This window comes from Isoptericola sp. NPDC056573 (genome assembly GCF_042793335.1).
Lineage (GTDB): Bacteria > Actinomycetota > Actinomycetes > Actinomycetales > Cellulomonadaceae > Isoptericola.
In genome coordinates, this window is sequence record NZ_JBHTUY010000011.1 from 1 (window position 1) to 14,584 (window position 14,584).

15 protein-coding genes are annotated in these 14,584 nt (G+C 75.9%); 13 read left to right on the forward strand and 2 right to left on the reverse strand.

The window, feature by feature from the left end; all coding sequences use genetic code 11:
- Window positions 1-170: 170 nt before the first annotated feature.
- The 6 genes from ACFQ8E_RS17625 to ACFQ8E_RS17650 all read left to right on the forward strand — a co-directional run bounded on the left by ACFQ8E_RS17625 (window position 171) and on the right by ACFQ8E_RS17650 (window position 7,278).
- Window positions 171-2,459, forward strand: a complete 2,289-nt coding sequence (locus ACFQ8E_RS17625; protein ID WP_430551872.1) for a primosomal protein N' — start codon at window positions 171-173, stop codon at window positions 2,457-2,459.
- Window positions 2,459-3,085 (forward strand): HAD family hydrolase, encoded by a 627-nt coding sequence (locus ACFQ8E_RS17630; protein WP_430551873.1) that lies wholly within the window; start codon window positions 2,459-2,461, stop codon window positions 3,083-3,085. Before ACFQ8E_RS17625 ends, ACFQ8E_RS17630 begins: the two co-directional genes overlap by 1 nt.
- A 54-nt stretch (window positions 3,086-3,139) precedes the next feature.
- The gene (gene fmt / locus ACFQ8E_RS17635; protein WP_430551874.1) at window positions 3,140-4,123 is read left to right on the forward strand and encodes a methionyl-tRNA formyltransferase; all 984 of its coding nucleotides are present in this window, start codon (window positions 3,140-3,142) and stop codon (window positions 4,121-4,123) included.
- On the forward strand, window positions 4,120-5,664 hold the full coding sequence (locus tag ACFQ8E_RS17640; protein ID WP_430551875.1) for an RsmB/NOP family class I SAM-dependent RNA methyltransferase: 1,545 nt from the start codon (window positions 4,120-4,122) through the stop codon (window positions 5,662-5,664). Before fmt ends, ACFQ8E_RS17640 begins: the two co-directional genes overlap by 4 nt.
- A 97-nt stretch (window positions 5,665-5,761) precedes the next feature.
- Window positions 5,762-6,004, forward strand: coding sequence for a helix-turn-helix transcriptional regulator (locus ACFQ8E_RS17645; RefSeq protein ID WP_430551876.1), 243 nt, complete (start codon window positions 5,762-5,764; stop codon window positions 6,002-6,004).
- A complete protein-coding gene (locus ACFQ8E_RS17650) occupies window positions 6,001-7,278 on the forward strand; it encodes a type II toxin-antitoxin system HipA family toxin (protein WP_430551877.1) in 1,278 nt (425 codons plus the stop codon). The genes ACFQ8E_RS17645 and ACFQ8E_RS17650 overlap by 4 nt, the downstream gene beginning before the upstream one ends.
- Before the next feature lie 47 nt (window positions 7,279-7,325).
- Here the strand turns inward: ACFQ8E_RS17650 and ACFQ8E_RS17655 are convergent, their stop codons facing one another.
- Window positions 7,326-7,886, reverse strand: a complete 561-nt coding sequence (locus ACFQ8E_RS17655; RefSeq protein ID WP_430551878.1) for a GNAT family N-acetyltransferase — start codon at window positions 7,884-7,886, stop codon at window positions 7,326-7,328.
- Between the two features lie 38 nt (window positions 7,887-7,924).
- On the opposite strand from ACFQ8E_RS17655, the gene rpe reads away from it, so the two are divergent.
- The 4 genes from rpe to ACFQ8E_RS17675 all read left to right on the forward strand — a co-directional run bounded on the left by rpe (window position 7,925) and on the right by ACFQ8E_RS17675 (window position 10,456).
- Window positions 7,925-8,587 (forward strand): ribulose-phosphate 3-epimerase, encoded by a 663-nt coding sequence (gene rpe, locus ACFQ8E_RS17660; protein WP_430551879.1) that lies wholly within the window; start codon window positions 7,925-7,927, stop codon window positions 8,585-8,587.
- A gap of 146 nt (window positions 8,588-8,733) precedes the next feature.
- On the forward strand, window positions 8,734-8,997 hold the full coding sequence (locus ACFQ8E_RS17665) for a phosphoribosyl-ATP diphosphatase (RefSeq protein WP_079575216.1): 264 nt from the start codon (window positions 8,734-8,736) through the stop codon (window positions 8,995-8,997).
- 102 nt (window positions 8,998-9,099) lie between these two features.
- Window positions 9,100-9,948, forward strand: coding sequence for an ATP phosphoribosyltransferase (gene hisG / locus ACFQ8E_RS17670; RefSeq protein ID WP_430551880.1), 849 nt, complete (start codon window positions 9,100-9,102; stop codon window positions 9,946-9,948).
- Window positions 9,949-10,009: 61 nt separating this feature from the next.
- On the forward strand, window positions 10,010-10,456 hold the full coding sequence (locus ACFQ8E_RS17675) for a PH domain-containing protein (RefSeq protein WP_430551881.1): 447 nt from the start codon (window positions 10,010-10,012) through the stop codon (window positions 10,454-10,456).
- Between the two features lie 89 nt (window positions 10,457-10,545).
- On the opposite strand, the gene ACFQ8E_RS17680 is transcribed toward ACFQ8E_RS17675, so the two are convergent.
- The gene (locus ACFQ8E_RS17680) at window positions 10,546-12,423 is read right to left on the reverse strand and encodes a DEAD/DEAH box helicase (RefSeq protein WP_430551882.1); all 1,878 of its coding nucleotides are present in this window, start codon (window positions 12,421-12,423) and stop codon (window positions 10,546-10,548) included.
- A gap of 236 nt (window positions 12,424-12,659) precedes the next feature.
- Between ACFQ8E_RS17680 and ACFQ8E_RS17685 the strand changes: the two genes are divergently transcribed.
- From ACFQ8E_RS17685 to ACFQ8E_RS17695, 3 genes are read left to right on the forward strand one after another with little or no spacing between them, the layout of a single operon-like run.
- Entirely contained in the window at window positions 12,660-13,271 is a 612-nt protein-coding gene (locus ACFQ8E_RS17685; RefSeq protein WP_430551883.1) for a CDP-alcohol phosphatidyltransferase family protein, read from the forward strand.
- Window positions 13,268-14,248, forward strand: coding sequence for a DUF881 domain-containing protein (locus tag ACFQ8E_RS17690; RefSeq protein ID WP_430551884.1), 981 nt, complete (start codon window positions 13,268-13,270; stop codon window positions 14,246-14,248). The genes ACFQ8E_RS17685 and ACFQ8E_RS17690 overlap by 4 nt, the downstream gene beginning before the upstream one ends.
- Window positions 14,245-14,577, forward strand: coding sequence for a small basic family protein (locus tag ACFQ8E_RS17695; RefSeq protein WP_079575212.1), 333 nt, complete (start codon window positions 14,245-14,247; stop codon window positions 14,575-14,577). Before ACFQ8E_RS17690 ends, ACFQ8E_RS17695 begins: the two co-directional genes overlap by 4 nt.
- The last annotated feature ends 7 nt before the right edge of the window (window positions 14,578-14,584 follow it).

Genomic DNA, 14,584 nt, shown 5'->3' on the forward strand with positions numbered 1-14,584 from the left:
GCGCGGACGCGTTCACGGGCGCCAGGGCGCCCTCCACTTCGGGAGGGATACGTCCGCGCGCAGGAGCCTTGCCACCACGCTCGACATCCGTCTCACGGTCCCCGATACCTCGCCACCGCAGCCATGGGAGGCATTGCCGGCTCGTGGGCGGGGCGTGATGGGATGGCCTGGTGACTGAGACCTCCGAGCCCGAGCAGCCCGCGCTGCTCGGGCTCGACGACGTCCCGGCCCCGCGCGACTCCGGGTCGAAGGGCCGCCGCAAGACCGGGAGGACCGGGAAGGCGGGCAAGGCCGCCCTGGGGGCGACGCCCGTGGCCGACGAGCTGCCGGTGGCACGGGTGGTGCTCGACCTGCAGCCCGCGCACCTGGACCGCCCGTACGACTACCTGGTGCCCGCCCCCATGGCCGACGACGCCCGGCCGGGGGTGCGGGTGCGGGCCCGGTTCGGGCCGCAGGAGGTGGCGGGCTACGTCGTGGAGCGTCGGGAGACGTCCGACCACGACGGGCGGCTCGTGCCGCTCAAGCGACTGGTCTCGGCCGACCCGGTGCTGTCGGAGCCGGTGCTGCGGCTGGCCCGCGCCGTCGCGGACCGGTACGCCGGCACCCTCGCCGACGTGCTGCGCCTCGCGGTGCCGCCCCGGCACGCGCGGGTCGAGAAGGAGGTGCTGGCCTCCCTGGCGGAGCCCGTCGAGGAGGCGGGACAGGACGGCACGGACGACGCGGACGACGCGGGTGAGGCCCGGGACCGCCCCCAGGACGCCTCTGACGGCGCTCAGAGCGACTCCGGGGCGCCCGCCGGAGACCTGGCGGTGCCGCGGCCCGTTCGTCCCGTGGCGGCGGGCTCCGTGGCGGCGTGGGAGTCGTACCTCGGCGGGGAGGCGTTCTGCCGGCACCTGCTGGCCGGGCAGGCGCCGCGGGCCGTCTGGACGCCGCTGCCCGGTCTGGCGCCGCCGACCGACGACGGGCCGGCCCACGTGCCGCACTGGGCGGCCGGCGTCGCGCAGGCGGCCCGCGCCACCGTGGCCGGAGGGCGGCGCGCCCTCGTCGTCGCCCCCGACGCCCGGGACGTCGAGCGCGTCGTCGACGCCCTGGGCGAGGCCGGGCTCGACGACGTCGTGCGTCTCCTCGCCGACGACGGCCCCGCACCCCGCTACCGCGCGTTCCTGCGCGCCCGGCACGGCCTGGCGGACGTCGTCGTCGGGACCCGCGCCGCCATGTTCGCCCCGGTGCCGGACCTCGGGCTCGTCGTGCTCTGGGGCGACGGGGAGGACACGCTCGCGGAGCCGCACGCCCCCTACCCGCACGCCCGCGACGTGCTCGCCCTGCGCAGCGACCTGGAGTCCGCGGCGTACCTGCTGGCGTCGCCGGGCCGGACCGTGCAGGCGCAGGCGCTGCTGGCGTCCGGGTGGGCGCGCGAGATCGCCGCGCCCCGCGACGTGCTGCGCGCCCGCGCACCCCGCGTGCGCGCGCTCACGTCGGTCGAGCTCGCCGCCGAGGGGCCGGGCGCGGCCGCGCGACTGCCGACCGCCGCCTGGCGGGCCGCCCGCGACGGGCTGACCCGCGGACCCGTCCTCGTGCAGGTGCCACGCACCGGCTACCTGCCCGTCGTGGCCTGCGCGCGGTGCCGGACCGCCGCCCGGTGCGCCGCGTGCCACGGCCCCCTCGGCATGACCCGCACCGGCAGCGCACCGCAGTGCTCCTGGTGCGGCCGCCTCGCCGGCGGCTGGCGCTGCGAGGAGTGCGGCGACACCCGGCTGCGCGCCGTCCGCGTCGGGTCGGACCGGACGGCGGAGGAGCTCGGCCGGGCGTTCGCGGGCACGCCCGTGCGGGTGTCCGCGTCCTCCGCGCCCGCCGGGGTGCTCGACCGGGTCGGTGGGGAGCCGGCGCTCGTCGTCGCGACGCCCGGCGCGGAGCCCGTCGCCGACGGCGGGTACGCCGTCGCGCTCCTGCTCGACGCCGCCGTCGCGACCGCGGGCACCGGGCTCGCCACTGCCACGGAGGCGCTGCACCGCTGGCTCGCCGCCGCGGCCCTCGTGCACCCCGCCCGCGCCGGCGGGCAGGTGCTCCTCGTCGGGGACGCCGCTCCCGCCCCGACCGGGGCGCTCGTGCGCTACGACCCCGGGGGCCTGGCCGACCGGGAGCTCGCCGAGCGCCGCGAGCTCGCGCTGCCGCCCGCGGTCCGCGTCGCGGCCGTCTCCGGCGACCGGGGGGCGGTGGACGCGGTCGTCGGCCGCGTCGCGCTCGCGGGGCCCGACACCGTCCTCGGCCCCGTCGAGCAGCCTGACGCCGACCCGCGACGCGGAGCCACCCTCGAGCCCCAGGTGCGCACCGTGCTGCGCGTCCCCCTCGCCCAGGGGGGCGAGCTCGCCGCCCAGCTGCGCGCCTCCCTCGCCGTCCGGTCCGCTCGGCGCGAGGGTGGCGTGGTCCGCGTGCAGGTCGACCCGAAGGAGATGCTCTGATGGCCCTCGCCCCCGCCGGGGCCCCCGTCGACACCGTGGTGCTCGACTTCGGCAACGTGCTCGTCGGGTGGGACCCCTACGGGGCGTTCCCCGGCCGGCCGCGCGCCGAGGTGGCCGGCTGGATGGCGGAGATCGACTTCCCGGCGTTCAACCTCGCCCAGGACGCCGGCCGCAGCTGGGCCGACGCCCGCGCGACCCTCGACGACCGTCCCCACCTGCAGCCCCTCCTGGACGAGTACGTGGCGGGCTTCCCCGGGACGCTGACCGGCCCCGTCCCCGGCTCGGCGGAGCTCGTCGAGGAGCTCGGTGCCGCGGGCGTGCGCCTCCTCGGGCTCACCAACTGGTCCGCCGAGCTGTTCCGGCACGCCGCCGGCGCCGCCCCCGCCACGACCCGCCTGGAGCACGTCGTCGTCTCCGGGCGTGTGGGGCTCGCGAAGCCCGACCCGGCGATCTTCCGTCACCTGGCCGCGACGCACGACGTCGATCCCGCCCGCGCCGTCTTCGTGGACGACGGCCCCGCCAACGTCGCCACCGCCCGGCAGCTCGGCTTCCACGCCGTCCGCTTCACCGACACTCCGGCGCTGCGCGCCGCGCTGCGCTCCCTCGGGCTGCCCGTGCGGCGGTAGGCGGGCGCGTCCCGCCCGAGCCACGGCGCGTCGCCGCCCGACTACGATCGGGTGGTGCGCCTGCTCTTCGCCGGAACCCCCGACCCCGCCGTCCCGTCCCTGCGTGCCCTCCTGGCGTCGCGCCACGAGGTCGTGGGCGTCCTGACCCGGGCGGATGCGCCCGCCGGACGCGGCCGCCGCCTCGTGCCCAGCCCGGTGCGCCTCGAGGCCGAGGAGGCCGGGATCCCGGTCCTCACCGACCGCCCCCGCGGGGAGGAGTTCCTCAGCGTGCTGCGCGAGCTCGACGTCGACGCCGCCCCCGTCGTCGCGTACGGGCACCTGCTGCGCCCCGACGTGCTCGCCGTCCCGCGGCTCGGCTGGGTGAACCTGCACTTCTCCGTGCTGCCCGCGTGGCGCGGGGCCGCCCCCGTGCAGCACGCCGTGCTCGCCGGCGACGAGGTCACCGGCGCCACGACGTTCCTCCTCGACGAGGGCATGGACACCGGCCCGGTGCTCGGCACCGCCACCGAGACGATCCGCCCCCGCGACACCTCCGGCGACCTGCTCGGCCGCCTCGCGACCAGCGGCGCGGAGCTGCTCGTCGCCACCCTCGACGCGCTCGAGGACGGCACCCTCGCCCCCCAGGCGCAACCGGCCGACGGCGTCTCCCTCGCACCGAAGGTCACGACCGACGACGCCCGCGTCCGCTGGGACGACCCTGCCCTCGCCGTCGACCGCCGTGTCCGCGCCGTCACGCCCGCCCCGGGGGCCTGGACCACCCTGCCCCCCACCTCGGGGCTCGACGCCGCCCCCGGCGCCCGCCTCGGCCTCGGTCCCGTCACCCCGCGACCCGACGTCACCGACCTCGCCCCGGGCGAGGTGCGCGCCGGCAAGAAGGAGGTCCTCGTCGGGACCGCCACGCACGCCGTCGCCCTCGGGCACGTGCAGCCCGTGGGCAAGAAGCCGATGCCCGCCGCCGACTGGGCCCGCGGTGCGCGCGGCCTCTTCACCGGTGACGCCGGTGACGCCTCCCTGCGGCTCGGGCAGGACGCCCGATGAGCGCGGACCGCCGGGACGAGCGTCGCGACTCCGCCCGCAACAGCAAGGGCCGCCAGCGCGGCGCCGCCCGCTCGCGCGGCGAGACCCACCGCAGCGCCCAGGCGCCCGGCGAGCGCCGGCGTCGCACCGACCCCGCGCGCACGGCCGCGTATGACGTGCTGCGCCAGGTGGACGGCTCCGACGCCTACGCCAACCTCGTGCTCCCGCCCCTGCTGCGCGAGCGCCGCATCGCCGGCCGCGACGCAGCCTTCGCCACCGAGCTCGCCTACGGCACCCTGCGCCTGCGCGGTCGCTACGACGCGATCCTCGCCCGCTGCGTGACCCGCCCCCTGGACCAGCTCGACCCCGAGGTGCTCGACGTGCTCCGTCTCGGCGCGCACCAGCTCCTGGGGATGCGGGTGCCGTCCCACGCCGCCGTCTCCGAGACGGTCGCCCTCGCCCGTGACCGCGTGGGCGCCGGGCCCGCCCAGATGGTCAACGCCGTCCTGCGCGCCGTCGGGCGCACGTCCCTCGACGACTGGCTCACCCGCCTCGCCGACGAGGCGCCCGACGCCGTCACCGGCCTCGCCACGGTCGGCTCCCACCCCGTGTGGATCGCCCGCGCCCTGCGCGAGGCGCTCGCGGGCCACGGCCGCAGCCCGGACGAGGTCGCCGACCTCCTCGACGCCGACAACACCGCCCCGCGCGTCACCCTCGTCGCCCGCCCCGGCCTCGCTGGCCCCGACACGCTCCAGGAGCAGGCCCACGACGCCGACGTGCGGCTCGAGCCCGGCCGCTGGGCACCGACCGCGCTCGTCCTCGCCGGCGGGAGCGACCCCGCCGCGCTGCCTGCCGTCGCGGACGCCCGCGCCGGTGTCCAGGACGAGGGCTCCCAGCTCGTCACCCTCGCCCTCGCGGACGCCCCGCTCGAGGGACCTGACGCCCGCTGGCTCGACCTGTGCGCCGGTCCGGGCGGCAAGGCCGCGCTCCTCGCGGCGCTCGCGGGGGAGCGGGGCGCCACCCTCGTCGCCAACGAGGTGCAGCCGCACCGAGCGCGGCTCGTCGAGCGGGCCCTGCGCGCCGTGCCCGGCGGCGTCGTGGAGCGCGTGCGCACGGGCGACGGGCGGGAGGTCGGCACCGAGGAGCCCGCCGCCTACGACCGGGTGCTCGTCGACGCCCCCTGCACCGGGCTCGGCGCCCTGCGCCGTCGCCCCGAGTCCCGGTGGCGCCGCACGCCGGCGGACCTCGGCACGCTGACCGTGCTGCAGCGCGAGCTGCTCGGTTCCGCCCTGGACGCGGTCCGCCCCGGCGGCGTCGTCGCGTACGTCACCTGCTCCCCGCACCTGGCGGAGACGCGGCTCGTGGTCGACGACGTGCTCCGCCGCCGCGACGACGCCGAGCGAATCGACGCCCGTGCGGCGCTGCGCGGCGTGCTCGTCCCGGGGGCGCAGCTCGACCTGGGCGCCGGCGACGGGGGCGCGCAAGGGCTGGACGCCCAGCTGTGGCCGCACGTGCACGGCACCGACGCGATGCACCTCACGCTGCTGCGACGGGTCCGCTGAACCGCCGGTCGCTGTCAGAAGATCCTTGCAAACTCTGGAATGCCGGAATATCCTTCCTGAGAGTTCGGGAAGAATAATCCGACAACAGGAGCCTGACATGACGCAGCCCAGCCCCTGGACGCCGGCACGCAGCGCACGCGACCTCGGCCGCTTCGCCCGCACCGTCCGCCGCCGACGCGGCATCAGCCAGACGGCGCTCGCGGACGAGCTGGGGCTGACGCGGCAGTACGTCTCCGAGGTCGAGGCGGGCGTGGACAACCTGTACATCACGCGCCTGTTCGAGATCTTCGACGAGCTCGGCATCGACGTGCGCCTCGCGGAGCGGGGGCGGGACGCGTGACGGAGATCGACGCCTGGCTCTACGGGGCGCGGATCGCGCGCTTCGTCGCGCGTGACCTCGGGCGGGGGACGCCGCGGGTCGAGCTCGGGTGGGACGACGACGCGGCGCGGCGCTGGGGCGACGGCGCGCGGATCCTGTCGCACCTGCTCCCGATCGAGCCGGACGAGCGGCCCGCGCCGGCGCGCGTGGCCGCCTGGCTCGACGGCCTCATGCCGGAGGGGCGCGTCCGTGCCCACATGGCCATGGACGCGGGCGTGGACCCCGACGACCCGGTCGCGTTCTTCCGCGCCTACGGCGGCGACACGGTGGGCGCGCTGACGTTCGTCGAGGCGGGCGTCGTGCCGGAGGCGGAGTCGCGCCCCACCCGGCGTCTCGACGAGGCGGGCGTCGCCGCCCTCCTGCGCGAGAGCGTGGCCCGCGCCGGCGGGCAGGGGCGGGCGCAGCACCTCACCAGCTCCCTGCCGGGCATGGAGCCCAAGATCGGCCTCGTGCGCGACGAGCAGGGGTGGCTCCGGGCGTCACCCACCCAGCCCACGACGCACATCCTCAAGGTGGCGCGCGAGGCGGGCTCGCCCACGGCCGACCTCGTCGACACCGAGGCCGCCGCGCTCGACCTGGCCCGCCGCGTGGGCCTCACGTCGATCGACGCCGAGGTGGTCACGTTCGAGGACGTCCGGGCGATCGTCGTCTCCCGCTACGACCGAGTGCCCGACGCGGCCTCGCCGGGCGGCCAGCGGCGCGTGCACCAGGAGGACGCGGCCCAGGCCCTGGGCATCAACACCCGCGACCCGGAGCGCAAGTTCCAGCACGGCCGGACGCTGCCGTCGCTCGCCAGGATCGCCCGCGTGCTGCGCGAGGACGGTGCCCGGCCCGACCCGCTGCTCGCGCTCACCACCCTGAACCTGGCGGTCGGGAACACCGACGCCCACGCGAAGAACGTGTCGCTGCTGCGGCGCGAGGACGGCACCGTGGCGCTCGCCCCGGCCTACGACGTGTCCATGCACCTGCACCACGTGCACGCGTCGCGGGTCTTCGCGATGGACGTGTCCGGGGAGCGCGACATGGACCGCATCACGGCCGAGCACCTCGTCGCGGAGGGGGAGTCGTGGGGGCTGCCGCGCCGCCGCGCGCTGCGTGCCGTGGCGGCCACGCTCGACGGGTTGCGCACCGGCCTCGGGGAGATCGACCGCGACGCCCACCCGGGCGTGGGTCCGGACGCGTGGCGGACCGTGGAGGCCCGCACCGACGCGCTGCGCGCCGGGCTGCCCTCCTGAGGTGCCTCTCCTGAGGCGCTGTCCTGCTGAGGCGCGCGGCGCGCTCGTCAGGCGAGGGTGCGCTGGAGCAGCGTGGTGCTCACGGAGCGGCCGTGCTTGACGCCGACGTCACGCAGCACACCGGCGACCTCGAAGCCGAACCGGCGGTGCAGGGGGAGCGAGCCGGCCGCCGCGGGGTCGTCGGCCACGACCGCCACGACCTGCCGCACGCCGGCGCGCGTGCAGGCCTCCAGCAGCGCGGTCATGAGCAGCGAGCCGACACCCCGGCCCTGGGCCGCGGGGGCGAGGTAGATCGTGTCCTCCACCGTGTAGCGGTAGGCGGCCTTGGGCCGCCAGGGGGCCGCGTACGCGTAGCCGACGACGGCCCCGTCGACCTCGGCCACGAGGAAGGGCAGGCCGCGGGCGTCGAGGTCCACGAGGCGCTGTCGCCAGGCGGCGACGTCGGGGGCCTGCTCGTCGAAGGTCACGGCCGTGCCGGTGACGTACGGCTCGAGGATCGCCGCGACGGCGGGCAGGTCGCCGACGACGGCGGCACGCACGACGGGCGGTGCGGCGACCGTCGACGCGGTCGACGGCGACGGCTCGGCGGGGGAGGGGAGCGGTGGCACGGGGCGAGCGTAGTGGCTGCTCCGCCTACGCTGGGCGCATGCCTGCGCTGATCAACCCGAGCATCCTGTCGGCCGACTTCGCGAACCTCGAGCGGGACCTGGGCGCCATCGCCTCCGCCGACTACGCCCACGTGGACGTCATGGACAACCACTTCGTGCCGAACCTCACGCTCGGCCTGCCGGTCTTCGAGCGGTTGGCGCAGGTCTCTCCTGTGCCGCTCGACGCGCACCTGATGATCGAGGACCCGGACCGCTGGGCGCCGGCGTACGCGGAGGCCGGGGCGGCCTCGGTGACGTTCCACGCGGAGGCCGCCAACGCCCCGGTGCGCCTCGCGCGGGAGCTGCGGCGCCTGGGGTCACGGGCGGGCGTGGCGCTCCGGCCGGCCACGCCGGTGGAGCCGTTCCTCGACCTCCTGCCGGAGATCGACATGATCCTCGTCATGACTGTGGAGACCGGCTTCGGCGGGCAGTCGTTCATCGACGGGACGCTGCCGAAGATCCGGCGGGCCCGGCAGGCGGTGGGGGAGTCGGGGCTGGACGTGTGGATCCAGGTCGACGGGGGAGTGTCGCGCGACACCATCGAGCGGGCGGCGGACGCGGGGGCGAACGTCTTCGTGGCGGGTTCCGCGGTGTACGGGGCCGCCGACGTCCCGGCGGAGATCGAGGCCCTGCGCGGGCTGGCGTCGGGCCACGCCCACTGAGCACCTCTCGCGGCTCGGCACGCAACCGGCACCTCTCTCGACTCTCGGAAAAATAGTGTGCCAAGCGTCCTGAACACCCGGAGCTCGCCGTCCCGAGGACCGGAACCCTGCCCTGAGCCCGGGGTCCCGGCGTCTAGGCTGAGCGGGTGAAGACGTTCGACTCCCTGTTCGCCGAGCTGACCGAGAAGGCCACGACCCGCCCCGCCGGGTCGGGGACCGTGGCCGAGCTGGACGCCGGCGTGCATGCGATCGGCAAGAAGATCGTGGAGGAGGCGGCCGAGGTCTGGATGGCCGCCGAGCACGAGACCGACGAGGCCGCCGCGGAGGAGATCTCGCAGCTGCTGTACCACCTGCAGGTGCTCATGCTGGCCAAGGGACTGACGCTCGAGGACGTGTACGCGCATCTGTGAGCGCCCGGACCGGGGCCGCACCGTCACGGTGCGGCCCCGTCGTCCGTCGCGCGCGCCCTGCCGCCCGACACGTCCCGTCCTGATCAGAACGAGGTAACCGCAGTGCTCCGTATCGCCGTCCCCAACAAGGGCTCCCTCTCCGTCCCGGCCTCCGACATGCTGCGCGAGGCCGGCTACCGCCAGCGTCGAGACACCCGCGAGCTCGTGCTCGCCGACCCCGACAACGGGGCCGAGTTCTTCTTCCTGCGCCCCCGCGACGTCGCGGTGTACGTCGGCTCCGGCACCGTCGACGTCGGCATCACCGGCCGCGACCTGCTGCTCGACTCTGGCGCCGACGCCGTCGAGCACCTGCCGCTGGGCTTCGCCGCGTCGACGTTCCGCTTCGCGGCGCCGGCGGGCACGATCACCGACGTCGACCAGATCGCCGGCCGCCGGGTGGCGTCGTCGTACGACACCCTGGTCCGCTCGTACCTGCGCGAGCGAGGGATCGAGCCGTCGGCCGTGGTGCACCTCGACGGCGCGGTGGAGAGCTCCGTGCGCCTGGGCGTCGCGGACGTCATCGCGGACGTCGTCGAGACGGGCACGACGCTGCGCGCGGCGGGGCTCGAGGTGTTCGGCGAGCCGATCCTGCGTTCCGAGGCGCTGCTCATCCGACGCAGCGACGTGGGGGAGCCGGCCGGGCTCGACGTGCTCACCCGCCGCCTCCAGGGCGTGATCACCGCGCACGAGTACGTGCTCATGGACTACGACGTGCCGATGGAACTCGTCGACGCCGCGGTGGCGGTGACGCCCGGCTTCGAGTCGCCCACCGTGTCGCCGCTGCACAACGGCGAGTCGGCGGCGGTGCGGTCGATGGTGAAGCGCTCGGAGACCAACCGCGTGATGGACGCGCTGTACGAGGTGGGGGCGCGCGGCATCATCGTGACCTCCATCCACGCCAGCCGGCTGTGACCCGGCGGGTCGGCGCCCGCCGACCTGTCGAGCACGTGCGGGCGGTGGCAGCGTGGTGGGCATGAGCGCGTCACGCTTCCGCACCTTCCGGCCGCTGTGGGGCCAGGTCTCGGCCTGGTTCGTGTGGGTGGTCGCCGCGGTCGGCAGCGTGGTGGTCGGGCTCGGCTCGAACGGGCCGATGGGCGCGGCCGCGGTGAACAAGATCTCGTTCGTGGTCTTCGCGCTGGGCGTCACCTGGCTGCTGTGGCGGCTCGGCGGCGTGCACGCGGTGCCCTCGGAACAAGGGCTGCGGGTGCGCAACCTCGTACGGTCCCGGACGCTCGCGTGGCCGGAGATCGTCGAGGTCCGGCTGGGCCCGAACGACCCGTGGGTGCGCCTCGACCTCGCCGACGGCGGCACGATCGCCGTGATGGGCATCCAGCGGGCGGACGGGGAGCGCGGGATGGCGGAGGCGCGGCGCCTGCGGTCCCTGGTCGTGAGCCTCGGCGAGGCACCGGACCGCACCTGACCGCGCCCGCCCCTGCCGGGGACGACGACGCCCCGCGAGCCGTACGGCTCGCGGGGCGTCGCGGTGTCTCGGGCCGGTGCCCGACGTCGTCAGACCGTGCGGGCCGGACGACGGTCGGTGCGGGGCCGCTCCGTGCGCGGGGCGCGCCGCTCCGGGGCGCCCTTGTCGACGGAGATCCGGAGGGCCTTGCCCGCGACGTGGGCACGCCCGATGCGGTTCATGTCGGCGTCGTCGAGCGGTCGCGAGATGTCGACCAGCGAGAAGTTGCCGAAGATGTCGATCTTGCCGATGTCGCTGCCCGACAGGCCGCCCTCGTGGGTGAGCGCCCCGACGATGCCGCGCGGCTGCGCGCCGTGCGTGTGCCCGACGGAGATGCGGTAGCGCGTGCCGGCGGCGGGACGACGGATGCCGCGGCCACGGTCGTCGCGATCGCGGTCGGAGCGCGGGTGGCGGCCCGTGCGGTCGCCGTCCCGCTCGGTCCGCTCGGCGCGGTGGGTCTCGCGGGTGCGCCCGCCCTTGGCCTCGGCCCGCTCGCGCTCGTGCTCCTCCTGGGCCGCGCGCTGCTGGGGGCCGTCGTCCCCGACCGCGAGCGCCAGGAGGGCGGCCGCGACCTGCAGGGCGTCGTCGTCGGCCTCGACGGGGGCCGTCGTGCCGTCGGTGTCCTCGGCGGACGCCGCCGCGGTGGCGGTGCGCTCCTGGAGCATCCGGGTGTACAGGTCGAGGCGGCCGGCCTCGATGCGGGTGCCGACGGCGTCGAGGAGGCGGCGGGCGCGGTGCTCGGAGACGTCGCGCGGCGAGGGGATCTCGACCTCGGCGAGCGTGGTCCGGATGGTCCGCTCGATGTGCTTGAGCTTGCCGCGCTCGTGGGGCGTGACGAACGACAGGGCGCGGCCGGTGCGCCCCGCGCGGCCGGTGCGGCCGATGCGGTGCACGTAGGCCTCGGGCTCGCGGGGGATGTCGAAGTTGACGACGAGGCCGATGCGGTCGACGTCGAGGCCGCGGGCGGCGACGTCGGTGGCGACGAGCACGTCGAGGGCGCCGGACTTGAGGCGCTCGACGATCTTCTCGCGCTCCTTCTGGGCGACGTCGCCGGAGATGGTGGCGGCGGAGGTGCCGCGCTCGACCAGGGCGGCGCCGACCTCCTCGGCGTCCTTGCGGGTGCGGGTGAAGACGATGGTGGCGTCGGCGTCGGAGGTGGCGAGCACCCGGACCAGGGAGCCGATCTTGTGCCGGAAGGGCACGACGGCGTAGGTCTGCTCGACGGTCGACACGGTGGACGACTGCCGGGAGACTGCGATCGCGACGGGGTCGGTGAGGTGGGTCTCGGCGACGGCGCGGATGGCGGGCGGCATGGTCGCGGAGAACAGGGCGACCTGCCGCTTCGCGGGGGCCTGGCCGAAGATCGTCTCGACGTCCTCGGCGAAGCCCATGCGGAGCATCTCGTCGGCCTCGTCGAGGACGAGGAACTTGACGCCGTCGAGGGAGAGGGTGCCGCGCTCCATGTGGTCCATGACGCGGCCGGGGGTGCCGACGACGACGTGCACGCCGTCGCGCAGGGCGCGCTGCTGGGGCTGGTAGGGGGAGCCGCCGTACACGGAGGTGACGCGCACCCCGGGCAGGTGGGTGGCGAAGGACTCGACGGCCTCGGCGACCTGGAGCGCGAGCTCGCGGGTGGGGGCGAGGACGAGAGCCTGCACGTGCCCGCCCGCGACGGAGGCGTCCGGGTCGAGGGCGGCGAGCAGCGGGATGCCGAAGGCGGCGGTCTTGCCGGTGCCGGTCTGGGCGACGCCGGTGATGTCGCGGCCGGCGAGGAGCTCGGGGATGGCGCGCGCCTGGATGGGCGAGGGCGTCGTGAACCCGAGGTCGTCGACGGCGGCCTGCAGCGGTGCGGGGAGGCCGAGGTCGGCGAACGTCGGGTCCTGCCCGGTGTTCTGCTCGGTGGGCAGGGTGGAGTCAGGGGTGCTCAAGAGCGGTCACCGTTCTGTGGGTGGTGGGGGAGGAGTCCTGCACCGCCAGGGGCGGCGGGGCGGTCGCTCGGTCCCGGACACACACCAGCCCCGCTCTGAGCGGGGCACAACGAACACGCGGGAGGCACGACGAACTCCGAAGGTGCCCCCAGTCTACCGGCCGGTGCCGGATGAGGTCCGGCGGGTGCCGGTGAGTTCGGCCACTGGGCGCAGGGCGCGTGCGTAGGATGTGCCCCGTGCAGGAGGGCCAGGAGATCAGCAGCCGGGTCTTCACGATCCCGAACCTGGTGAGCTTGCTGCGCCTGGCGCTGGTGCCGGTGTTCGCGGTGCTGATCGTGGTGGGCGAGGACGTGTGGGCCCTCGCCGTCCTGGCCTTCTCCGGGTTCACGGACTGGCTGGACGGCGTGCTGGCGCGGCGCCTGCACCAGGTGACGCGGCTGGGCCAGATGCTGGACCCGGCGGCGGACCGTCTCTTCATCTTCGTCACGCTGGCGGGCCTCGCCTGGCGGGACGTGGTCCCGCTGTGGTTGCTGGTGCTGATCGTGGCGCGTGACGTGCTGCTGATGTGCCTCCTCCCGGTGCTGGCGCGGCACGGGTACGGCCCGCTGCCGGTGAGCTTCGTGGGCAAGGCCGGGACGTTCGCCCTGCTGTACGCGTTCCCCCTGCTCCTCCTGGCGACGATGCCGGGCGTGGTCGGCGCGGCGGCGCACGTCGTGGGCTGGGCGTTCACCTGGTGGGGCGTCGGCCTGTACTGGGTGGCGGGTGTCCAGTACGTGCGGCAGGCGCGCGCCCTGCTGGGGGCCGCGAGCGCCGGGCCGGACGCTCGGGGTACGGAGGGCGAGGCGTGACGGCGCCGGTGCGCACGCCGGCGCGCCGCCGCCCGGACGAGTCGATGACCCTGCTGGTCGAGGTGATGGAGAAGCCTCTGGACCCGGGGTACGCGGAGGAGGCCGAGCGGCGCGCCGAGGCGGCGCGGGCCGGGCGCCCGGCGGGGCGCCGGGGGCTCTCCGTCGTGCTCCTGCTGGTGCTCGCGGCCCTGCTGGGGTTGCTGACCGTGTCGGCGGCACGGCAGCTGCGAGCGCCCCAGGCCGAGGTGGCGGCGGCGCGCGAGGTGCTGGAGAACCAGATCGTGGACCGGCGCGGGGAGGTGGACGCGCTCCAGGCCCGGTCGGTGGCGCTGAGCGACGAGATCGAGGCGCTGCAGCACACAGCGCTCGCCAGCGAGGACCCGGGACTGTTGCAGACGCTGCAGCGCGACGGCGTGGTGAGCGGGTCGGCGGCCGTCAGCGGCCCCGGTCTGGTGGTCTCCCTGTCGGACGGCGACGCCGCGCAGTCGGAGTCGGATCCCGACGCGAGCGCCCGGGTGCGGGACGCGGACGTGCAGACCGTGGTGAACGCCCTGTGGGCGGCGGGCGCGGAGGCGATCTCGGTGGACGACCAGCGGCTGACGTCGCTGTCGGCGATCCGTAACGCGGGGGACGCCATCCTGGTGGACCTCGTGCCGCTGCCGGGGCCGACCTACGCGATCCGCGCGATCGGCGACCCCGACGACCTGCAGACCGCGTACGCTCGCTCCGGCGCCCCGGCGTACCTGCAGCTGTTGGGGTCGCGCTACGGGATCCAGTCGAGCGTGACCCCGCAGAGCGACCTGTCGCTGCCGGGCGTGGGGAACCAGACCCTGCGGTACGCGTCGACGTCGGGTGCGGGGGAGTCCTCGCAGCCGGGCGACGACGCCCAGGGGGCACCGCAGAGCACACGAGAGAGCACATCGCCGGGGACGTCGCAGGGGACGTCGTCGTCCGACACCGAGGAGGAACGCTCATGATCGCCGCGATCGGGCTCGTGATCGGCGTGATCGCCGGTCTGGTGCTGCAGCCGACCGTTCCGGTGGCGTTGCAGCCCTATCTGCCGATCGCGGTGGTGGCCGCCCTGGACGCCTTGTTCGGGGGCCTGCGCGCCAAGCTCGACGGGCTGTTCGACGACAAGGTGTTCCTGGTGTCGTTCCTGTCGAACGTGGTCGTGGCGGCGTTCATCGTGTTCCTCGGCGACCAGCTGGGCGTGGGTGCGCAGCTGTCGACCGCGGTCGTGGTGGTGCTGGGCATCCGGATCTTCTCGAACGCGGCGGCGATCCGCCGCCACCTGTTCAAGGCGTGAGCGGCGG